The organism is Dactylosporangium vinaceum, from assembly GCF_019904175.1.
Classification (GTDB): domain Bacteria; phylum Actinomycetota; class Actinomycetes; order Mycobacteriales; family Micromonosporaceae; genus Dactylosporangium; species Dactylosporangium vinaceum.
Window position 1 is genome coordinate 5,213,564 of sequence record NZ_CP061913.1, and the last position, 20,993, is coordinate 5,234,556.

Here is a 20,993-nt window from a genome sequence, read left to right on the forward strand (position 1 = left end):
GTCGCGAATGGCGGTCTCGACATCGAAGGCCAGCTCGTTGATGAACTGCGCGATGCGCCGATTGTGGGCGGCGGCGGATACGCCAGCGGCGGCATCGGGGGGACCGGTGTGCCGAGCGGTCCGGGGTCGAACGGCGGATGCGTCACCGAGGTGAGCTTCAGCGACTCGAGGTCGACGAAGTCGTCGACGGCCAGCGTCGAGGCGAGCAGGCCGTCGATGTCGCCGTACAGCTGCGCCAGGTCGGCGTTCATCGCGGCCGCTTCCGCCGTGCGTGCCTCGACGTGCATGCGTGCGGCGACCCGCTGCGCCTCGGCCCGTTCGGCGGCGCCGGCCCGCGCCGCGGCGGCGGCCGCCCGCTCGAAGCTCACCCGGGCCCGCTCCATCTCCCGCTGCGCCGCGGCTTGGGCGCGGATGACGGCCGCCACCTGCTGGCGCCGCCGTCGCTCCGCCTGCTGGGCCTGATGGTTGAGCTCCGCGAAGAAGCCGCGTCGTGCCACCGCACCTCCCGGTGATCCGGTGCATCGTGGCGCCATCCTTGCAGTCGGCGTCGCGTGCGTTGAGCCCAATTCGCAGCGTCGGGCGATTCGGGCGATGGCCCGTCATCCGACGGGACGACGCGTTCCGGGATTGCCTGCTCCGCGGTGGGCGGGCGGCGCGGGCCGGAGCAAGTAGGCTCAGAGGGTGAGTGAACCCGCCTCCGGCCTCAACTCCGAGCAGCTCGGCGCGTTTTTCGCGCTCATGGAGGTCGGCAGCCTGCTGCAGTATGCGGTCGACGAGCATCTGCGGGCCGACGGGGACCTCAGCTGGGTGCAGTTCCAGATTTTGGCCCGCCTCGCGCTGAACGCGCCCGAGGGGCGGCTGCGGATGACGGACCTGGCCGACGGGGTGGTGTACAGCCGCAGCGGGCTCACCTACCAGGCGGGGCTGCTGGACAAGCGCGGCCTGATCACCCGGGCGCCGTCGCCGGACGACGAGCGCAGCGTGATCGTGACCGTGACCGACGCGGGGCGGGCGCTCGTCGCCAAGGTGCTGCCGGGCCACGTCGAGCAGCTCCAGCGGCTGCTGTTCGCGCCGATGGGCGGCGACGACCTGGATGTGCTCGGCGAGGTGCTCGGGCGGGTCCGCGACCACATGCGGGCCAACCCGCCCCGCTCGGCGCGGCCGCGGGCCGGGCGCAACCGGGCCGGCTGAGGCGGCAGACCGGGCAGAGTCGTCCGGGCGGAGTCGTCCGGGCAGATGCTCGCCGCGCGGGCAAGCGGCAGCGGCTGATCGACCTGGCCTGAGTACCGCCGCCATGCAGCGGGCGGCGCTGTCGCCCGGCTCACATTATCATCCAGTTGCTTCGAATCCGAAGCGTGCTATGGTCAGAAAGTGCTTCAAATGCGAAGCACTAACGAGCAGGGATGAGGCAGATCATGAAGGCAGTGCGGTTTCACGAGTACGGCGACCCGGGCGTCCTGCGGTACGAGGACGTGCAGCGGCCCGTCCCCGGCGCCGGGCAGGTGCTGATCCAGGTCGCCGCGACCTCCTTCAACGGGGTCGACGGCAACATCCGCGGGGGCTTCATGCAGGGCCCGATCCCGGTGGCGCTGCCGCACACGCCCGGCATCGACGTGTCCGGCACCGTCGCCGAGCTGGGGGAGGGCGTCACCGCCGTCGCGGTCGGCGACACGGTGGTCGGGTTCCTGCCGATGGCGGGCGACGGCGCGGCCGCCGAGTTCGTCGTGGCCCCGGCCGAGATCCTCGCCCCCGCGCCGAGCACCGTCCCGCTCGCCGACGCGGCGGCGCTGCCGACCGTCGGGCTCACCGCGTTCCAGGCACTGTTCGAGCACGCCGGGCTGACGGCCGGCCAGCGCGTGCTGATCAACGGGGCCGGCGGGGCGGTCGGCGGCTACGCCGTGCAGCTGGCCAAGCGGGCCGGCGCGTACGTGATCGCGGTCGCCGGCCCCAACAGCGCCGCCGGCGCCAAGGCCAACGGGGCCGACGAGGTCGTCGACCACACCACCGGCACCGCCCGGACCACCGTCGACGCGGTGCTCAACCTGGCCCCCGTCGAGCCGGCCCGGCTGGCCGCCCTGCTCGACCTGATCCGGAGCGGCGGCGTGCTCGTCAACACGACCGTCTGGATGCCGGCGCCGTCCGACGAGCAGCGCGGCGTGCGCGGCATCGACCTCTTCGTCCGCAGCGACGCCGAGCAGCTGGCCCGGCTGGTCGCCCTGGTCGACGCGGGCGAGCTGCGCATCGACGTCGCCCAGCGGGTCCCGCTGGCCGAGCTGGCCGCCGTCCACGCCCAGGCGGCCGCGGGCACCCTGCCCGGCAAGACCGTCATCGTCGCGTAACGAGCACGTCCGATGCCGGACGGCAGCGCCATCACGGTGGCCGGCGCGACGGCACCCCGGGCGGCGCGGCCGCGCGGGCACTGCCGGCGACTAGGGTTGACGGATGCCGCTGCTCGGGCCGCTCGACCCGCTGCCCTACCGGCCGCGGCGGGTGATCGTGGCCGGGCCGTCCGGGGCGGGGAAGACGACGCTGGCCCGGGGGATCTCGGCGGTGCTCGGGATCGTGCACGTCGAGCTCGACGGGCTCTACCACGGGGCCGACTGGGTGCCGCGGCCGGAGTTCCTCGAGGATGTGTACCGGTTCACGGCTGCGCCGCAGTGGGTGACCGAGTGGCAGTACAGCGCGGTCCGGGGGCACCTGGCGCAGCGGGCCGAGCTGGTGGTGTGGCTGGACTTCTCGCGGTTCCGGGTGATGCGGCAACTGGTCCGTCGCACGGTGCGGCGGCGGGTGCGGCGGGAGGTGCTGTGGAACGGCAACGTGGAGCCGGGGCTGTGGACCGTCGTCACCGATCCCGAGCACGTGCTCAGGTGGTCGTGGACGTCACACCATCGGACGCCGGTGCGGGTGCGCGAGCTGCTCGAGCGCCGGGCCGACCTGCCCGTCGTGCGGCTGCGCAGCCACACCGAGTCGCGGCGCTGGCTCGGCGGGCCGCTCCGGGAGGCGCGCGGCACCGCGCCCGCACAGGGGTGAGCGTCGCCGGCGGGGCCTGAGGCGGGCGGGCGGCGGCACCCAGCCGGGTCACAGCGTCCGCCCAGGGAGCCGGGAAGTTCGCCCCGTACCCATGAGTCATGCGACGCATCACCCTCCGGCTCCGGCCGATCCTCACCCGCGAGACGATCGCCGCGCTCGACGCGGCGCACCTGTCATGAAGCAGCGGGCGTACGTCGAGCAGATCATGGGCCTGCCGGTCAGCATCCACGTCCGCGGCCCCGAGCCCGACAGCGCCGGCGTGCGCCGCCGGGTGGAGCTGGTCTTCGCGGACCTCCGGCACGCCGATGCGGTGTTCAGCCCGTACCGCGACGACAGTGAGCTCGCCCGCTGGCAGCGCCGGGAGCCGGTGACCGACCCCGGCTTCCCGGTCGTGCTCGCGCTGTGCGACGAGGCCAGGGCCCGCACCGAGGGCTGGTTCGATCCGCGCGAACTGCCCGACCCGCGGACCGGCGCACCCCGGTTCGACCCCTCCGGGCTCGTGAAGGGCTGGGCGGTACAGGAGGCGTCACAGCACTTGAAGGCTCTGCGGTTGTACTCCTGGTGCCTCAACGCCGGCGGAGACGTCCTCGTGCACACCGCCGGCAACCACCCGGCCTGGCGGATCGGCATCGAGCACCCGGACCACCCCGGCCACCTCCTGCACGTCCTCGAACGCCGCACGGGGGCCGTCGCCACCTCCGGCCCGGCCCGCCGTGGCGGTCACATCATCGACCCCACCTCCGGCCGCCCGGCCACCGCCGTCCGCTCCGTCACGGTCACCGGCCCCGACCTGCTCTGGAGCGACGTCTACGCCACCGCCGCCGCCGCTCGCGGCCCGCGCTCCCTGTCGTGGCTGGACACCCTCGACGGCCACGCCGCCCTGCTCCTGTCGACGTCCGGCCTCACCCGGGTGACCGCCAACTGGCCGCTGCCGGGGTGAGGCCGCAGCCCGCCCGGGCTCGCTAGCCGTCCGCGAGACTGCGCACGCACGAGGTGAGGGCGTCCAGGAGCGCGGCCTGCGTGGCCGGGTCGAGGCCGGCGCACATCCGCTGCTCGACGGCGCGGGCGGCGGTGCTCGCCGGGCGGAGCAGGGCCAGGCCGGCCGGGGTCAGTGAGGCCGGCAGCTCGCGCCCTCTCGGCGCCGTGGCGGGGCGGCTGACCAGGCCGCGGGTCTCCAGGGTCTGCAGCACGGTGTTCATCGACTGCCGGGTGACGAACGTGGCCCGGGCCAGCTCGGCGTTCGAGATGCCCGGCCGCTGCCCGAGCACCTCCAGGCACGAGTACTGCGGCACCGTCAGCTCCAGCGGCCGCAGCGCCTCGTCCATCGCCGCGCGCAGGGCGACGGCGGCCTGCTTCAGCACGTAGCCGACCGAACGTTCGACCGGACCGACGCCAAGGGGTTGCTCCATGTCAGCATCCTGACATATGCTCGGCCATGTCAGGACTTTGACATAGCACTCCTTGGAGGACACCATGGCCGTCACCGGACCCGACTTCATCGCCCTGCAGGTGCGCGACCTCGACCGGGCGGCCGCGTTCTACGAGGAGCGGCTCGGGCTGCGCCGCGCGCCGGTGAGCCCGCCGCACGCCGTCGTGTTCGCCACCGCACCCGTCGCCTTCGCGGTGCGGGAGCCGGCGCCGGGCGTCGAGCTCGACTCGGTCGAGCGGCCCGGGCTCGGCGTGGCGCTGTGGCTGCACGCCGACGACGCCCAGACCCTGCACGACGAGCTGGCCGCGGCCGGGGTGCCGATCGTCGCCCCGCCCGTCGACGGCCCGTTCGGCCGCACGTTCACGTTCGCCGACCCCGACGGCTATGCCGTCACGATCCACGACAAGGCCTGATCCGGCGCGCCGAACCCCGGCCGGGCGGCAGGCCCGCCGGTCCGGCCGGGGCGCGCGGTCGCCGGTGTTCACGCCGGCGCCGCCACCGCCGGTCCGCGCAGGGTGCGCCGGGCCGTGCCGAGCAGCGCCGCCCCGGTCAGGAGGACCGCCAGCGCGACGACCACCGCATACGGCCCGGGTGAAGCGTCAGGCCACACCCGGCCCGCGCGCGCGGAGCCGAACGGCAGCACCGTGAACATCGCCGCCGCCGTCCCGGCCAGCACCCCGGTGACGGTGGCCAGCAGCCCCTCCAGGGCGACCATCGCGAGGAGCTGGCCGCGGGTCGAGCCGGCCAGCCGCTGCTGGGCGAACTCCCGCCGCCGGTGCGTGGTGGCCGCGACGAGCGTGTTGACGAGCATCACCGCCACGAACACGGTGATCATGCCGACGACGACGTAGTTGAGCGTCTTGACGTCCTGCGCGTAGTCGGGCTGGACGGTGCCGGCCGCCGCGGTGTTCTCGATGTCCTGCATGTACACGGTGCCCGTCGCGATCCCGGAGAACAGGATCACCGGCATGACGGTGCCCGCCAGCTGCCGGGTGCGCTGCCGCACCCCGATCACGGCCAGCTCGCCGGCCGCCCCGAGCCGCCCGACGACGAGCGCGGCCACCGCCGTCACGAGCCGCAGCAGCTCCGGTGCGAACAGCGCCAGCCCGAGCGCCGCCCAGATCCCGGCCTGCCCGGCGGTCTGCATCGCGTCGATGCCCCGGCCGTCCATCACCGTGGCGGTCACCACCGCACAGCCCGTCCCGGCGAGGAGGAAGACGACCCCGCCGGCTCGCCTGATCCATTGCCTGTCGTGGGTACCGCGACCGCGCGCACCCCGCCGCGCCGCCGCGCTGCCGGCGAGGCCGGAGCCCACGAGCGTGACCCCGAACCCGGCGGCGAGCGCGGCGGTGCCGAACGAGAACCCGACCGATCCGGCCACCTGCCCGGTGCGCTGCAGCAGCGTGAGCAGCAGCCGCCCGAGCAGCATCCCGGCCGGGACCGCGAGCGCGGCGGCGAGCACCGCGACCGCGGCCGCCTCGCCCACCACCATGCGCCGCACCTGCCGCGGGGTCGCCCCGAGCCGCCGCAGTGCGATGATCTGCCCGGCCCGCTGCCGCACCGAGAGGGTAAGCGTCGACGTCACCGCGAACGCCACGATGACCAGGCACCAGCCCCCGCCGACAGCCGCGGTCGTGTAGAGCGAGTCCGCACCGGCCGGGTCCGTGCTCGCGGCCGCCGTGTCGATGAGCGACCCGAACGCCATGAGCAGCGCCGCCCCCAGCAGCGACGACAGCAGCGTGGCCACGAACCCGCCGGGCCGGTGCCGCAGGTTGCGCAGCGCCACCCCGATCACGCCGCACCGCCCGCGCTCGCCGCGGCACCGGCCGGGCCGGCCACGAGGTCGCCCAGGTGGGCCAGGCGCCCGGCGACCGCTTCGGCCGTCGGGGCCCGCAGCGAGCCGGCGAGGCGGCCGTCGGCGAGGAACACGACGGTGTCGGCGTACGCGGCGGCCACCGGGTCGTGGGTCACCATCACCACCGTGCGCCGGTGGTCGTCGACGACCGAGCGCAGCAGCGTCAGGACCTCGCGGGCGCTGCGCAGGTCGAGCGCGCCCGTGGGCTCGTCGGCGAAGATGACGGCGGGCTCGGCGACCAGGGCCCGGGCCACGGCCACGCGCTGGCGTTGACCGCCGGACAGCGACTCGGGGCGGTCGTGCCTGCGGTCGGCCAGGCCGAGCTGGGTGAGTACCCCCGAAATGGCTCCGGGGTCGGGCCGGCGCCCGGCCAGCCGCAGCGGCAGCCGGACGTTCTGCTCGACGGTCAGCGCCGGGAGCAGGTTGTAGTCCTGGAAGACGAACCCGACGCGGCGCCGGCGGAACTTCGTCATCGCGGTGTCACCGGCCGCCGTGAGCTCGGCGCCGTCGATGAACACCCGCCCGGCGGTCGGCCGGTCCAGCCCCGCCGCGCACTGCAGCAGCGTGCTCTTGCCGGAGCCCGAGGGCCCCATGACGGCCGTGAAACTCCCGGCCGGGAAGCCGACGGTGACGCCGTCGAGCGCGGTCACCGGCCCTTCGTAGATCTTGCGGAGCGACTCCAAACGAACGACATCGGTCATGACGTACAGCGTATGAGTGCACTAGTAACGACGATAGTGAGGCTGTCCCCAGTATTCATCCGCGGGCTCACCGCAGTGCACTAGTGCACAATGGGGGTGTGGAAGACGCGCCGTACCGCCGGATCGCCGCCGCGATAGCCGCCCGGATCGCCTCGGGCGAGCTCCCGCCCGGCGCCCGCATCCCCTCGACCCGGCAGCTCATGGCCGAGCACGGCATCGCGATGGCGACCGCGACGAAGGTCCTGACCACCCTGCGCGAGGAGGGCCTGGTCGAGGCGGTGCGCGGCGTCGGCACCGTTGTCGGCCGCTCCACCCCCGCTCCGGCCGACCGCGCCCTCGTCGTCGCCACCGCCGTGACGATCGCCGACGCCGAGGGCCTGCCGGGCCTGTCGATGCGCCGGCTCGCGGGGCAGCTGGGCCTGCCGACGATGGCGATCTACCGGTACGTGGCCGACCGCGAGGACCTCATCCTGCACATGATGGACAAGGTCATGGGCGACAACCCGCCGCCGCCCCTGACGCCGCAGCGCGACGGCCGCCGGGCCTGCGTCGAGGCGATCGCCCGTCTCCAGTGGACGATGTACCGCCGCCACACCTGGCTGGCTCAGGCCGTCTCCTTCACCCGCCCGCTGCCCGCCCCCAACGCGATGGCCCACACGGAGTGGACGATACGGGCCCTGGCCGGCTCCGCCCTGCCCCCGCCCGCCCGCTTCACCGCCGCCGTGACGATCGCCAACTACGTCCGCGGCACGGCGGTCAACCTGGCCGAGGAGGCCCAGGCCGAGCAGGACAGCGGCCTCACGGAGCGGGAGTGGATGCAGGCTCAGCAGGAGCGGATCTCGGCGGTGCTCGCCGACGGCCGCCACCCCTTGATGACCGCCTTCATCACCGGCCCCGAGGCGGCGCACTTCAGCCTCGACGGGCTCTTCGAGTTCGGCCTCCAACGCCTGCTGGACGGCCTCGCCCCGCTGCTCTAGCACCCACCCCGGCAACCGGCACCACCGCGTGCGCCCGAGCGGCGAGCGGCCGGCCGGGCACCGTCCACAGTGGCGGGTGGCCGGCCGCGGACATGCCGGCGGAGGTCGGGCCGCAGGTCATCAACCGGCGCGCAGCGGCAGGTGGATCGTGAAGACCGCGCCGCCCGCCGGTCCGGCGGCGGCCGTGATGGTGCCGCCGTGGCCGGTGACGACCTCGTGGGCGAGGGCCAGCCCGAGGCCGAAGCGCCGGTGGTCGTCGTGGCCGCGGGCGAAGCGGTCGAACAGGCGGTCGGCGTCGGCGGGGTCGAAGCCGGTGCCGTCGTCGCGGACGGTCAGCCTGACCTGTGGCGGGCCGGCCAGGTTGTGCAGCTCGACCGCGATGTGGCCGCCGGGCGCGGTGTGGTTGAACGCGTTGTCGAGCAGGGCGTTCACGACCCGCCGCAGCGCCGCCGGGCGTCCGTGGACGGTCGAGGGCCGGTCCGGGTCCAGGCGCAGCGAAAGCTCGATCCGTGCCGCTTCGGCCCGATGCCGAAACCCCGCGACGACGCCGTCGGCCACCACACCGAGGTCGACCTCGCCGCCGATCTCGGCCCGGCCGGCGAGCTGGGTGGACAGCAGCAGATCCTCCACGATCTCGCCGAGCTGGCGGGTGCCGGCCACGAGCCGCCGGGCGTCGGGCGCGATGTCGGCGGCGGCCGCACCCGAGCGCAGCTCCTGGTCGAGGAGCTGCGCCCGGGTGTGCAGCTGGGCGATCGGCGTGCGCAGCTCGTGGCTGGCGTCGGCGACGAAGCGCCGCTGCCGGGCCAGGGCCTCGCCCAGCGGCGCGGTGGCGTGCCGGGCCAGCAGCAGGCCGGCCACGACCGCGGCGGCCAGGCCGAGCAGCTCGGCGCCGCCGAGCGCGGCCAGCAGGCGTTGGGTCTCGGCCTGCTGGGCGGCGAGGCTGCCGACGACCTGGACGGTGGCGTCCCCGTGGGGCCGGGTGATCACGAGGTAGCCGCCGCTCTCTGCCTGCTCGGCGGCGCCGCCGGCCCGCACCCGCGCCAGGGCCGCACGGTCGGGGAAGCCGGGCGGTGCATCGTCGGTCGCGGTGAGCCCGCCGGCGGCGTCGATCCGGAAGATCCAGCTGCCGGCCGGCGGGTCGACGACGTCCTCCTCGGTCGCCGCGGTCTGGCGGACGGACGCGGTGAGGGCGGCCCGCTCCTCGCGGGCGACCACGTAGAGGGCGACCGCGCCGACGGCCAGCAGGATCAGGGCGATCACCACCGTGTGCCGCACGGCCAGGCTGCGCCGGGCGCGGCGCAGCAGGTCCCGGTCCGGATCGGGCCGGTTCACAGCCGGCCGAGCCGGTAGCCGGTGCCGCGCACGGTCGCCACGACGGTGGCGCCGAGCTTGCGGCGCAGGTAGTGCACGTAGGTGTCGGCGAGCGTGTCGGTGTCCGACTCCGGAAACACGCGGGCCGCGATCTCGCGGCGGCTGAACACCCGCTCCGGCTGCTCGGCGAGCAGCCGCAGCAGGTCGCTCTCCCGGCCCGACAGGGTCGTCGCCGCCCCGTCCGGCCCGGTGACGGTCCGGGCCATCAGGTCGAACTCGGCCGCGCCGACGGCGATGACCGGCGCGGCGACCGCGGGCCGGCGGCGCAGCAGCGCGCGGACCCGGGCCAGGAGCTCGTCCAGGTCGAACGGCTTCACGACGTAGTCCTCGGCGCCGCCGTCGAGCCCGGCGATGCGGTCGGCGACGGTCCCGAGCGCGGTGAGCATCAGCGCGGGCGCGTCGACGCCGCTGCGGCGCAGCCGGACCAGCAGGTCGAGGCCCTCGATCGCCGGCAGGCGCCGGTCCAGCACCAGCACGTCGTAGCCGCGGGTGAGCGCCCGGTGCAGCCCCGACTGGCCGTCGCGGGCCAGGTCGGCGCTGTAGCCGGCGTTGCCGAACGCGCGGACGAGCAGCTCGCCGAGTTCGCGGTCGTCCTCGACGACGAGCACACGGGTCACCTCTCCACTGTGGCAGGTGCCGGCGCTCATCCGGCGTGGGCCCCGTGCGGCGCGCCCGGCCGCGGAACGTCCATGGGGTAAATGTGAATGCCCGCAAATGGGAGTTCTCCAAGAATCGTGCCCATACGGTGGTCGAGGTAGATCATCGCTTTCCACGAACAGGAACCGCATGAACACCTTCAACGGCCTGCCCGCCCACGTGCTGCTCGTCCACGGCATCGTCGTGCTGCTGCCGCTCTCGGCACTGCTGCTCGTCCTGACCGCGGTGTGGCCCGCCGCCCGGCAGCGGCTCGCCGGCCCGAACGCGATACTGGCCGGGCTCGTGGTGCTGATGGTGCCGGTGACGACCGACGCGGGGGAGTGGCTGGAGCGGCGGATGCCCGGCACACCGCTGCTGCACACCCACGCCGAGCTGGGCGACACCGCGATCTTCTACGCCATCCCGATCGCGGCGCTGGCCCTCGTCGTCTGGTGGCGCGGGCGCGAGGCGGGCGGGTCCGCCGGCCGCCGGACCTTCCTCGCCCCGCTGTCCTCCGCCGTGACCACCGTGGTCGCGGTGCTCGCCCTGGCCGCCGCGGTGGCCGGCGTCTACGGCATCTACCGCATCGGTGACTCCGGCGCCAAGGCGGCCTGGACCGGCAACTTCAGCACGACCGCCCGGCCCGGGCACGACTGACGCGGCATCGGTCGGGTGGCATCGGTCAGGCGGCTGGGATGTGCCAGACGGCGTCCACCCCGGCGACCGTGTCCGCATCCAGCGGCTGGTATCCCTGCCGCGGCTCCACGTCACCGCGCACCCCGGCCGGCGCCACCTCGCCCGCCGGGGTCAGCCCCGCCGCGAGCCGCCCCTCGTACGTGTCCGGCGCCGGGTCGCCGAGCCCGATCGCCGCGCTGGAGCCCAGACTCCCGGCGATGACCGTGTACCGCGGCCCCAGCAGCGGTGCCACGATCGACCCGGCCCCGGCCCAGCTGAGGTCCAGGTCGCCGAGCACCCACCGGCTGGCCCCCCGCCGCAGGTGCGAGTTGTGCCCGCACACGAGGGCCGGCGCGGCGATGTGGCGCAGGTCGAGGAGGTTCTCGGCCATGAGCACGTCACGCACCGCGAGCAGCCGCGAGATCCGGGCGCTGCCGGGCTCCTCCGGCTCGGCGCACGCACGGTGGTACCGCAGCAGCCCGATGCCGGCCGTCAGCCACGTCCGCGCCCGCAGCCATGCCTCCCGCGACGTGGCGGCCATGAGCGCCGGCGCCCGCCGATGCAGCTCGATCCACAGCTCGTCGGCGATCAGCCGCAGCCGCACGGCGTCGGCCGAGCGCCCGGGCGACTGCGCCGGATCGAGCACGGCCTCGGTGCGGCTCCACCGCTCGTCCGGCCCGCCCGGAAGATCAGGATCCAACCCCAGATACTCGCGGGTGTACCGCAGGAAGCCGCGCGGACTCGGCGCGCTCATGTTCTCCATGGGAGCGTCGAAGCCGTGCAAGGCGATCCGATCCGGCGCTTCCCGCGTCGAGTTGTACTCCCGTAGCCACACCACGAGCTCCCGATTCCCGGCGAACGCACCCCAGCCGTGCGAGAACCCCGCCGAGAGCACGCTTTCCAGCTCCCCGACACCCTCGCGCACGTAGTCGTCGACGACGAGCGCGGCCACCCGGTCCACCTCGAGCACGATTGACCGGAACCCGCGCCCGGCCAGCTCGGCCAGCATCGCATTGCGCCGGTGCCGGAAGGCGGGCTCGGCGTGCACCGGCTCACCGAACGCGAGCAGCTCACAGCCCGCGGGCACGATCTCACCAAGTTCCACTGTCATACACGTAGACCGTACCGCTGAAACGCCGGTTGAGCCTTGAGCCGCATTTCAACGCGCGGTCGCGCACCGAAGTCTCAAACCGGGGCGACATGCCGGAACAGCAGCGGACAGGCTGCGTGATACAGCAGCCGATCCCCGACCGAGCCCGCGAGCAGCCCGGCCGCCGGCCCGTGCGGGCGGCCCCCGAGCACCAGCAGCTGCGCCTCGGCGGACGCCTCGAGCAGGACACCGGCCGGGTCCCCGGAGGGCACGCGGGCCATCGCGGGCACGGCCGGATACTTGTCGTGCCAGCGCTGCACATCGTCGGTGAGGTCGCACAGCAGGTCCGCGCGCACCCGGACCGGGCCCGTCGACAGCGGCGGGATGCCGACGCCCCACGGCGCGGTCGGCGGCGGCAGCACGTGGATGGCGACGACGTCGCAGCCGCGCCGCTCGGCCGCGGAGAACGCCGTGTCCAGCACCCGGCTGTCGTGCCGCGATCCGCTCACGGCGGCCACGACCGGTCCGTCCGCCGCACCGGCCCGCCCGCGCACCACGGCCACCAGACCCGGGGCCCGCATCGCCACCCGGGTCCCGGTCGCGCGCTGCAGCGCCTCGGCGAGCGCGTTGCGCCCGTGGCTGCCGACCACGGTGAGCGCGGCCCGCGCGGCGAGCCCCACGAGCACGTCGGCCGGTTCGCCGTCGACGGCCCGGCCGGTGACGGGCAGCCCGATCCGCAGCGCTCGGGCCGCGGTGACGGCCCGCTCCAGGTCGCCGGCGGCCGAGCCGCCCACGTGCACGATCTGCAGCCTGACACCCATCCGGGCCGCCTCGGCGGCGGCCCAGCGCACGACCGCGTCGTCCGCGGCGGTGCCGTCGATGCCCACGATCACGTCGCCGATGTCGTTCACAGCTGCCTCCCGACACTGGAAGTCCCACTTCGACACTCGCACCCCGGCCACGCCGCCGGACGTGCCGCACGGCTCGTCCGGGACGGGCCGTTGGACTCTGCTGCGAGCGCGGCGGCCGGTCATACGTTCGGTATGTGACACAGACCGGGTGAAGGAGGCCGTGATGAGCCGCTGGGATGTCGCCGACGTGATGACCGTCGGCGCGGTGTCGGTCCAGGAGGACACGCCGTTCAAGGAGATCATCGACCTGCTCGAACTGCACGAGGTCAACGCGCTGCCGGTCGTCGACGAGTTCGACCGGGTCGTGGGCATCGTGTCGTCGGCCGACCTGCTGACGAAGATCGAGTTCGCCGGCGACGACGACCGGGTCCGCCTCTTCGAGAGCCGCCACACCCGCCAGGCCCGCACCAAGGCCCACGCCACCGCCGCCGGCGAGCTCATGCACGCCCCGGCCATCACCATCACCGGCCGCGCCTCCCTTCCGGCCGCCGCCCGGATCATGGAGTCCGCCGGCCTGAAACGCCTGCCGGTCGTCGACGACCTGGGCCGCCTGATCGGCATGGTCACCCGGCGCGACCTGCTCAAGGTCTTCCTCCGCGCGGACGAGGACATCCGCCGCGAGATCCAGGACGCCGCCCTGGCCGGCCTGGTCGGCATCGACCACTCCCAGCTGCGCGTCGAGGTGGACGACGGCGTGGTGACCCTCCTGGGCCAGGTCGAGCGCGCCTCCCTCATCCCGGTGGTCATCCGCCAGATCGAGCGCACCGACGGCGTGGTCGACGTGGTGAGCCAGCTCTCCGCCGAGACCGACGACGAGCCCCGCCCCTACCAGGCCCCCGTCATGTTCTGAGGCCCGGCCCGCAGTACCCGGCTCCACCAGGCGACCCGGCTCTCGTCACGAGGGCCGGGTCTCGTGTTGCAACCGTGACGAGGGCCGGGTCTCGTCCGGCAATGCCCGCTCAGCGCAGCGGCAGGCCCAGCCGGCGGCCGGCGGTGCGGAGGTCGTCGCGGGCCGCCGGGTGGGCGGCGTGGTCGAGGATCTGCTGGGCCTGCTCGACGCAGTCGCGGCCCCAGATCTGGGCGGTGCCCTGCTCGGTCACGATGTAGCTGTGCTGGAACGACGTCACCGGGCCGGTCAGGAGCGGCACCACCGCCGACACGTCGGCCTTCGGGTGCCAGGACCGCAGGGCGATGATGGCGTGGCCGGACGGCGAGTGCATCGCGCCGACGATGAAGTCGGTCTGGCCGCCGAAGCCCGAGTGGGTGCGCCCGCCGATGCGGCTGGCGTTGGCCTGGGCGAAGAGGTCGACCTGCAGTGCGCTGTTGATGCTCATCAGCGCGGGGTGGGCGGCGATCGTGCCCGGGTCGTTGGTCTTCTCGGTGCGCAGCATGCGGATGCGCGGGTTGTTGTCGATCCAGTCGTACAGCTGGGCGGAGCCGAAGCAGAACGACGCCGTGATCGGTGTCGACGGGTCGAGCGCTCCGGCCTTCTCCAGCGCGAGCGCGCCGTCGCTGAACATCTCCGACCAGATCCGCAGACCCCGCCGGTCCAGCAGCGCGTCGAGCGTCGCGTCCGGAATCGCGCCGATCCCCAGCTGCAGAGTCGCGTGGGGCGGTACCAGAGCCGCCACTTTCGCCCCTATGGCCCCGCACGTCGCATCCGGCGCCGTGGGCGTGTGGGTGGGCAGCGGCTCGTCGCACTCCACCAGGTAGTCGACGGCGTCGACCGGGATCTGGGCGTCGCCGTAGGTGACGGGCATCGCCGGGTTGGCCTGGGCGATGACCAGCCCGCCGCGGGCCCGGACCGCCTCGATCGCGGCCGGCAGCACGTTGACCTCCACGCCCAGGCTGAGCGCGCCGCCGGCCGGTGGCGCGGTGTGCACGAGCACGACGTCCGGGACCAGGCGCTGGCGCAGCAGGTGCGGGACGAGCGAGAGCCGGCAGGGAAAGTACCGCAGCCGCGCCCCGCCGCGCATCCCCGGCCCGACGAACGACGTCTCGTGCGTGACGCCCTCGCGGTCCGGGATGCCGGGCTGGGCGTTGAGCATCACCAGCCGAAACTCGGCGATGCTCGCGTCGGCGACGGCGAGCAGCCGGAACGGGCTGGCGTAGTTGCCGCCGGCGACGATCCTGGGCACGCCGGTCAGCCCCGCGAGGACCCGGCTCAGCTGGGACTCGGTCACGGTGCGCATCAGGCTGCTCCGGCGAGCTGGGTGACGAATGTGCGCAGCGGCCGGCGCGGGCTCGCCGCGACCTGGTCGCCGTAGCCGATCCGCAGGATCATCTGCGGATACCAGCGTTCGCCCGGCGGGGTGAGCAGCCGGCGCAGGTGCGGCACCTCCAGCGCCTGCGTCATCGGCTGCGCCGACAGTCCGTGCACGGTGGCGGTCAGCAGGACGCGTTGCAGCGCGGCGCCCGCCTCCAGCCAGGCCGCCGGGGTGTCGCCGCGAGCGTGCAGGACGACGACCGTCGGATGCCGCTCGAACCGGGCGGCCGCCCGCGACAGACGGGGCAGCTCCAGGCCGAAGTCGCGCAGCGGCAGGGCGGCCGTGGTGGCCTTCGCGCCGAAGACCGCGGCACTCACACCGTCGCGCCGGTCGCCGTGCTCGCTCGTCCACCGCGCCAGCTCGCGCCGGTAGCCGGGGTCGGCCCGCAGCCACGCGTCGGCGGCCTGCGTGATGGCCAGCACGGCGCCGCGGCGCACCGGGTCGAGCACCACGAGCCGGGCCCGGCCGGTGGCCGCCGCCCGCTGCAAGGACTCGAGCAGCGCCGAGGGTACCGCGGCGTCGGCGAACGGTTCCCGATTGGTCCGCCGCCGCGCGATCGCCAGCGCCAGCGCCTGCATGTCCGGGCTCGGCTCGCGCACGCCCCCGGCAATCACACGCACCGCCGCGCCGGCGTGCTCCGGGAGCGACCCCCGCCGGCCGGCGAGCTCCAGGCGCGACGACCGCTCGCCCGCCGGCTCCAGGCGGGACACTCGCCCGCCGGCCGCCAGCGCGACCCGCAGGTTGCACACGGCCGCACCGACGCTGATGTGCAGCGCCCGCCCGTCGGGGTCGGCGCTGTGCAGGGCGCGCTCGGCGTCGGGGAACACGTCGAAGGCGGCCCCGTCGAACCGGAACCGCCACGGCTGGGTGTTGTGCATCGACGGGGCGGCCACGGCGGCGCGCAGGCAGGCTGCGACCGCTCGCTCCGAAAGCTGCTCGGCCATGCGCCCAGGATCACCGGCCCGGGTCCGCTTCCGGCAGGGCCGTTGGACCCGGCCCGGCGGGTCCGCAGGCTCTGGAAGGGGCGGCCCGTGCGGCGTTGGATTGCAGTGGACCGAGGAGGAATGTCATGACGGTGACCGCACTTGCGACGAGCGCCGAGGCCACCACCGCCGCCGCGATCGACGGGCTGGTGGAGCGGGCTCTGGGTGCGCTGGAGGAGTACGCCGGGCTCGACCAGGAACGCGTCGACCACATCGTGAAGAAGGCGTCAGTGGCCGCACTGAGCGCGCACGGCCGCCTGGCCGAGCTGGCGATCGCGGAGACCGGCCGCGGCGTGTTCGAGGACAAGGCGGTCAAGAACGTCTTCGCCTCCGAGCACATCGCCCACAGCCTGGCCGGCCTGCGGACCGTCGGCGTGGTGGCCCGCAACGAGATCGACGGCATCGTCGAGATCGCCGACCCGGTCGGCGTCGTCTGCGCCGTCACGCCGGTGACCAACCCGACGTCGACCACGGTCTTCAAGGCCCTCATCGCGCTCAAGACCCGAAACCCGGTGGTGTTCGCGTTCCACCCGGCGGCCCAGCGGTGCAGCGCCGAGGCCGCGCGGGTCGTGCGCGACGCCGCGGTCGCGGCCGGTGCGCCCCGCGACTGCATCCAGTGGGTCGAACAGCCGTCGATCGAGGCGACGCAGACGCTCATGGCGCACTCCGGCGTGGCGGTCATCCTGGCCACCGGCGGCGGCGCGATGGTCCGGGCCGCGTACTCGGCCGGCAAGCCCGCGCTGGGCGTCGGCCCCGGCAACGTTCCCGCGTACGTCGAGCGCAGCGCCGACGTCGTGCGGGCGGTGCACGACATCGTGGTCTCCAAGACGTTCGACAACGGCATGATCTGCGCCTCGGAGCAGGCCGTCATCCTCGACGACGAGATCGCCGAGGCGGCCGTCGCCGAGTTCGAGCGCCTGCACGCGCACGTCGCCACCCCCGACGAGAAGCTGCTGCTGGAAAAGCTGATATTCGGCGGGGGTACGCGGGTCAACCCCGACATCGTCGGCCGGAGCGCGACCTGGATCGCCGCTCAGGCCGGGTTCACCGTCGCCGCCGAGACCTCCGTCATCCTGGTGCCGGTCGCCGGTGTCGGCCCGCAGGAGCCGCTGACCCGCGAGAAGCTCTGCCCGGTCCTGGCGGTCCTGCGCGCCGGTTCGCGGGACGAGGGGTTCGAGCTGGCCGAGCGGATGGTGCAGTTCGACGGCCGCGGGCACAGCGCCGTCATCCACACCGCGAGTGCCGAGGTCGCGGAGGAGTACGGCCGCCGGGTCCAGGCGGTGCGCATCATCTGGAACTCGCCGTCGTCGCAGGGCGGCATCGGCGACGTGTACAACGCTTTCCTGCCCTCGCTCACCCTCGGCTGCGGCAGCTACGGGAGGAACTCGGTGTCCGGCAACGTCTCGGCGGTCAACCTCCTGAACATCAAGCGGGTCGGGCGGCGTACCAACAACCTGCAGTGGTTCAAGATCCCGCCGAAGATCTACTTCGAGCCCAACGCGATCCGCTACCTGGCCGACATGCCCGGCGTGCACCGCGTCACGATCGTCACCGACCCGACGATGACCCGGCTCGGGTACGTCGACCGGATCCGCGCCGCCCTGCGCGCCGGCGTCAACCCGGTCACCGTGCAGATCCTCGACAACGTCGAGCCGGAGCCGACGATGGCGACCGTCGAGCGCGGCGCCGAGCTCATGCGCCAGTTCCGCCCGGACACGATCATCGCGCTCGGCGGCGGCTCGCCGATGGACGCGGCGAAGGTGATGTGGCTGCTGTACGAGCACCCCGGCACCGAGTTCGCGGACATGCGCGAGAAGTTCTTCGACATCCGCAAGCGCGCCTTCACCTTCCCGACCCTCGGCACCCTGGCCCGGCTGGTGTGCGTCCCGACCACCTCGGGCACCGGCGCCGAGATCACGCCGTTCGCGGTCATCACCGACACGGCGACCGGGATGAAGTACCCCCTGGCCGACTACGCGCTGACGCCGAGCGTGGCGATCATCGACCCGGTGCTCACCGCCGACCTGCCGCCGAGCGTGACCGCCGACAGCGGCTTCGACGCGCTCACCCACGCGACGGAGGCGTACGTCTCGGTGTACGCCAGCGACTACACCGACGGCCTGGCCCTGCACGCGATCCGGCTCATCTTCGGCAACCTCGCCAACGCCGTGCACCGCGGCGCCGCCGACCCGGTGGCCCGCGAGAAGATGCACAACGCGGGATCGATAGCCGGCATGGCGTTCGGCAACGCGTTCCTCGGCATCGTGCACGCCTGCGCGCACACGCTCGGTGCGACGTTCCACATCGCGCACGGCCGCACGAACGCCATCCTGCTGCCGCACGTCGTCCGGCACAACGGCCGGATTCCGGCGAAGCTCAACTCGTGGCCGAAGTACGAGCGGTACGTGGCCCCGGAGCGCTTCCAGGACATCGCCCGGATGCTTGGCCTGCCCGCGGCGACCCCGGAGGAGGGCGTCGAGTCCTACGCCCGGGCCCTTGAGCGGCTGCGCGCCGAGGTCGGCATCGAGCCGTCCTTCCGCGCGGCCGGCGTGGACGAGGACGCCTTCCTGGCGGCGCTGCCACAGCAGGCGATGAACGCCTACCTGGACCAGTGCGCGCCGGCCAACCCGCGGATGCCGATGCTCGACGACCTGCGCGACATCATGCGCACCGCGTACTACGGCACCACCGAACGCTGACGCGGCTTCTCGTGAAGGGAGCGGACGATGACGAAGCCAGGCCGGGCCGAGATCGACCGGATCGCCGAGGCCACGATCGCGGCGCTGCGCGCACCGTCCATCTTGAACACCCAGCCGTGGCGCTGGCGGCTGGCCACCACCCACGGCGAACTGTGGGCCGACCGGGCCCGGCAACTGCCGGGCCTGGACCCCGACGGCCGCCTGCTGCTGCTGAGCTGCGGCACCGCCCTGCACCACGCGACGGTGGCCCTGCGCGCGGCCGGCTACCGGGCCGAGATCGAGCGCCGGCCCGACCCGGCCCGGCCGGACCTGATCGCCCGGCTGCGCCAGGGCTCGCCGATCGACCCGGACGATGAGCTCTACCGCGCCATCTACCAGCGCCGGACCGACCGCCGCCCGTTCGCCGACGAGCCGCCCGCCGCGGCCGTCGTCGACGAACTGCGGGCCGCCGCCGAACGCCACAACGTGCATCTGCACACGGTCCCGCCCGACCAGCTGACCGCCCTCGCCGCGGCCGTGGCCCATGCGGGCGCCGCCGAGCAGACCGACCCCGGCATGAGCGCCGACGTGCTGACCTGGACGACCCGCAGCCGCGACGACCGCGACGGGGTGACGGCCCGCAGTCTCACCGCGCCCGGCCGCCGGAGCATCGCACCCCGCAACCTGTCCCCGGCCCGGCCGCCGTCGCTGGAGCCGGGCCCGGGACAGGACCGCGGCACCGTGTACGCGCTGCTGGTGACCGACGCGGACGAGCCGGCGGACTGGCTCACCGCCGGCGAGGCGCTGTCCGACGTCTGGCTCACGCTCACCGCCCGCGGCCTGGCCGCCTCCCCGATCAGCGAGGTGATCGAGGTCGCGCCGGTCCGCCTGGCCCTGCACCGGCTGCTCGGCGGCGTCGGCCACCCGGCCATCGCCCTGCGCATCGGCGTGCCGGTCAGCGACGCCGACCCCGTTCCGCCGGCCGTGCGGCGCTCCGGCACGGACGTCATCGGCCTGCCCTGAGACGCCAGGCCCTCACTCCACCCGGCCGGCCGGTGCTCGCAGGAACGCCTCGATGCGTTCGGCGATCGCCGGCCAGTCGGGCGAACACCACACGAAATGCCCGGCCGCGCGGCTCACGACGAGCGTCGCCCGCGGCAGCCGGGCCGCAAGCGCCTCGGCCTGGGCGAACGGCACGCCGCCGTCAGTCGCCGACGCGACGATGAGGGCCGGTGACCGGACCGACCCGCAGTCGACCGGCTCCGGCCGCAGGTCCCGGATGAAGCCCCGGCCCGAGCGCATGGCCCCGAACAGCGCGCGCAGCATCTCCTCGTCGGCCGGCCCGATCCCGGCCCGCGCCGCCGCCCCGCGGGCCGTCGACACCCCGGCCACCAGCGCCCGCAGCGCGCGGCGGCCGCCGATCCGCAGCGCCAGCCGGATCGCCGCCCAGGTGACGGCCTCGACCCCGGGCCGGAAGACCACCTGCCCGCCCAGCCGGGTGCGCCGGTCCGGCCACGGCAGCGGTCCGACCGCGCTGATCAGGACCAGCCGCTGCACCAGGTCGGGGTGGCGGGCGGCCAGCGCGATCGCGGCCGGGCCGCCGCCGGAGATGCCCACGACCGCCGCGACCCGGGCGATCCCGAGCTCGTCGCACAGCGCCCGCACGGCGTCGGTGTACCGCACCAGGGAGCCGTCGCCGGGCAGTGCCGTGCGGCCGTAGCCGGGCCGCGACGGCGCCAGCACGCTCCAGCCGGCCGCCGCGAACGACTCCTCACCCAGGGCCAGCCCCGCCCGCATGTGCCCGCCGTGCAGGACGAGCAGCACGCCCGCCCGGCGCCGCTCGAAGCGGTACTCCAGCCGCGCACCCGCGACCACCCGGACCGCGACCGGCCTCGGCGCCAGCGTCATGTCGGCCTCCCGTCAGCGCCGAGCGTACGACAGTGACGCACGGCGGCGGCCCGGGCCGTCCGGGCCCGGGCCGCCGCGCTGGGCCGCCGGTTCAGCGGTGCTCGTGGGCGTGCTGCCGGTCGAGGCGGCTCTGCAGGCGGTCCTGCATCAGGTCGAGCGCCTCGTACGGGGTGTCGCCGTGCGCCTCGGCGTGCAGGACCCGGCCGTTGAGGTCGATCTCGGCGCGGGCCGTGACCGGGCGGTCGGCGGCCGGGTTGCCGATCTGGTCGAGCCGCACGCGGGCGAAGAGCACCGGCCGGTCGGTGTGGCCGAGGACCGCGGTGACCTTGTCACGGGCGTAGTACTGCACCTGCGGCTCCATGCCCGGCTGCAGCTGCACGTTGACCTCGACCTCGTCGTGAGTGCGGGACATCGTCATCGTCCTTTCGCCGTCGCGCGGCGGGAGATCTCCGCCTGAGATCATTTGATCTCCGCCGGCCGGT

22 protein-coding genes are annotated in these 20,993 nt (G+C 74.5%); 11 read left to right on the top strand and 11 right to left on the bottom strand.

What is annotated here, in order from left to right; translation table 11 throughout:
- Positions 1-137: 137 nt before the first annotated feature.
- The 5 genes from Dvina_RS23355 (at position 138) to Dvina_RS23375 (ending at position 3,970) form a co-directional block, all read left to right on the top strand.
- Complete coding sequence (locus tag Dvina_RS23355; protein WP_223104589.1) at positions 138-512, top strand: hypothetical protein; 375 nt, start codon at positions 138-140, stop codon at positions 510-512.
- Between the two features lie 169 nt (positions 513-681).
- Entirely contained in the window at positions 682-1,191 is a 510-nt protein-coding gene (locus Dvina_RS23360) for a MarR family winged helix-turn-helix transcriptional regulator (protein WP_223104590.1), read from the top strand.
- 212 nt (positions 1,192-1,403) lie between these two features.
- Complete coding sequence (locus Dvina_RS23365; protein WP_343217179.1) at positions 1,404-2,339, top strand: NADP-dependent oxidoreductase; 936 nt, start codon at positions 1,404-1,406, stop codon at positions 2,337-2,339.
- 103 nt (positions 2,340-2,442) lie between these two features.
- Positions 2,443-3,030, top strand: a complete 588-nt coding sequence (locus tag Dvina_RS23370; RefSeq protein ID WP_223104591.1) for a P-loop NTPase family protein — start codon at positions 2,443-2,445, stop codon at positions 3,028-3,030.
- Between the two features lie 175 nt (positions 3,031-3,205).
- Positions 3,206-3,970, top strand: coding sequence for an FAD:protein FMN transferase (locus tag Dvina_RS23375; protein ID WP_223104592.1), 765 nt, complete (start codon positions 3,206-3,208; stop codon positions 3,968-3,970).
- A 22-nt stretch (positions 3,971-3,992) separates the two neighbouring features.
- Here Dvina_RS23375 and Dvina_RS23380 read toward each other — a convergent pair whose 3' ends face one another.
- Positions 3,993-4,439: a MarR family winged helix-turn-helix transcriptional regulator gene (locus Dvina_RS23380; protein ID WP_223104593.1), complete on the bottom strand. Its 447-nt coding sequence runs from the start codon at positions 4,437-4,439 to the stop codon at positions 3,993-3,995.
- A 64-nt stretch (positions 4,440-4,503) separates the two neighbouring features.
- On the opposite strand from Dvina_RS23380, the gene Dvina_RS23385 reads away from it, so the two are divergent.
- Positions 4,504-4,872 (top strand): VOC family protein, encoded by a 369-nt coding sequence (locus tag Dvina_RS23385; RefSeq protein ID WP_223104594.1) that lies wholly within the window; start codon positions 4,504-4,506, stop codon positions 4,870-4,872.
- 68 nt (positions 4,873-4,940) lie between these two features.
- Here Dvina_RS23385 and Dvina_RS23390 read toward each other — a convergent pair whose 3' ends face one another.
- Entirely contained in the window at positions 4,941-6,254 is a 1,314-nt protein-coding gene (locus tag Dvina_RS23390; protein WP_223104595.1) for an FtsX-like permease family protein, read from the bottom strand.
- Complete coding sequence (locus tag Dvina_RS23395) at positions 6,251-7,015, bottom strand: ABC transporter ATP-binding protein (protein ID WP_223104596.1); 765 nt, start codon at positions 7,013-7,015, stop codon at positions 6,251-6,253. Before Dvina_RS23395 ends, Dvina_RS23390 begins: the two co-directional genes overlap by 4 nt.
- Before the next feature lie 98 nt (positions 7,016-7,113).
- Here Dvina_RS23395 and Dvina_RS23400 point away from each other — a divergent pair, with 98 nt between their 5' ends.
- Entirely contained in the window at positions 7,114-7,992 is an 879-nt protein-coding gene (locus Dvina_RS23400; RefSeq protein WP_223104597.1) for a TetR/AcrR family transcriptional regulator C-terminal domain-containing protein, read from the top strand.
- 120 nt (positions 7,993-8,112) lie between these two features.
- On the opposite strand, the gene Dvina_RS23405 is transcribed toward Dvina_RS23400, so the two are convergent.
- Together Dvina_RS23405 and Dvina_RS23410 are read right to left on the bottom strand one after the other, a co-directional pair.
- Complete coding sequence (locus Dvina_RS23405; RefSeq protein WP_223104598.1) at positions 8,113-9,324, bottom strand: sensor histidine kinase; 1,212 nt, start codon at positions 9,322-9,324, stop codon at positions 8,113-8,115.
- Positions 9,321-9,980 carry a response regulator transcription factor gene (locus Dvina_RS23410; RefSeq protein ID WP_246656393.1) on the bottom strand — a complete coding sequence of 220 codons (660 nt, stop codon included), beginning with the start codon at positions 9,978-9,980 and terminating at the stop codon, positions 9,321-9,323. The genes Dvina_RS23405 and Dvina_RS23410 overlap by 4 nt, the downstream gene beginning before the upstream one ends.
- Before the next feature lie 169 nt (positions 9,981-10,149).
- Here Dvina_RS23410 and Dvina_RS23415 point away from each other — a divergent pair, with 169 nt between their 5' ends.
- Entirely contained in the window at positions 10,150-10,656 is a 507-nt protein-coding gene (locus Dvina_RS23415) for a DUF2231 domain-containing protein (RefSeq protein ID WP_223104600.1), read from the top strand.
- A gap of 25 nt (positions 10,657-10,681) precedes the next feature.
- Here the strand turns inward: Dvina_RS23415 and Dvina_RS23420 are convergent, their stop codons facing one another.
- Positions 10,682-11,785: an erythromycin esterase family protein gene (locus Dvina_RS23420; RefSeq protein ID WP_223104601.1), complete on the bottom strand. Its 1,104-nt coding sequence runs from the start codon at positions 11,783-11,785 to the stop codon at positions 10,682-10,684.
- 74 nt (positions 11,786-11,859) lie between these two features.
- Positions 11,860-12,675, bottom strand: coding sequence for a universal stress protein (locus tag Dvina_RS23425; protein ID WP_223104602.1), 816 nt, complete (start codon positions 12,673-12,675; stop codon positions 11,860-11,862).
- 163 nt (positions 12,676-12,838) lie between these two features.
- On the opposite strand from Dvina_RS23425, the gene Dvina_RS23430 reads away from it, so the two are divergent.
- The gene (locus Dvina_RS23430) at positions 12,839-13,525 is read left to right on the top strand and encodes a CBS domain-containing protein (RefSeq protein ID WP_223104603.1); all 687 of its coding nucleotides are present in this window, start codon (positions 12,839-12,841) and stop codon (positions 13,523-13,525) included.
- 109 nt (positions 13,526-13,634) lie between these two features.
- Here the strand turns inward: Dvina_RS23430 and Dvina_RS23435 are convergent, their stop codons facing one another.
- On the bottom strand, positions 13,635-14,867 hold the full coding sequence (locus Dvina_RS23435) for an acetyl-CoA hydrolase/transferase family protein (RefSeq protein ID WP_223104604.1): 1,233 nt from the start codon (positions 14,865-14,867) through the stop codon (positions 13,635-13,637).
- Complete coding sequence (locus Dvina_RS23440) at positions 14,867-15,886, bottom strand: Acg family FMN-binding oxidoreductase (RefSeq protein ID WP_223104605.1); 1,020 nt, start codon at positions 15,884-15,886, stop codon at positions 14,867-14,869. Before Dvina_RS23440 ends, Dvina_RS23435 begins: the two co-directional genes overlap by 1 nt.
- Before the next feature lie 125 nt (positions 15,887-16,011).
- On the opposite strand from Dvina_RS23440, the gene adhE reads away from it, so the two are divergent.
- Together adhE and Dvina_RS23450 are read left to right on the top strand one after the other, a co-directional pair.
- A complete protein-coding gene (gene adhE, locus Dvina_RS23445; protein ID WP_223104606.1) occupies positions 16,012-18,624 on the top strand; it encodes a bifunctional acetaldehyde-CoA/alcohol dehydrogenase in 2,613 nt (870 codons plus the stop codon).
- Between the two features lie 27 nt (positions 18,625-18,651).
- Positions 18,652-19,626, top strand: a complete 975-nt coding sequence (locus tag Dvina_RS23450) for an Acg family FMN-binding oxidoreductase (protein WP_223104607.1) — start codon at positions 18,652-18,654, stop codon at positions 19,624-19,626.
- 12 nt (positions 19,627-19,638) lie between these two features.
- Here Dvina_RS23450 and Dvina_RS23455 read toward each other — a convergent pair whose 3' ends face one another.
- Complete coding sequence (locus tag Dvina_RS23455) at positions 19,639-20,511, bottom strand: alpha/beta fold hydrolase (protein ID WP_223104608.1); 873 nt, start codon at positions 20,509-20,511, stop codon at positions 19,639-19,641.
- A 91-nt stretch (positions 20,512-20,602) separates the two neighbouring features.
- A complete protein-coding gene (locus Dvina_RS23460; RefSeq protein WP_223104609.1) occupies positions 20,603-20,923 on the bottom strand; it encodes an HPF/RaiA family ribosome-associated protein in 321 nt (106 codons plus the stop codon).
- Positions 20,924-20,993: the final 70 nt, after the last annotated feature.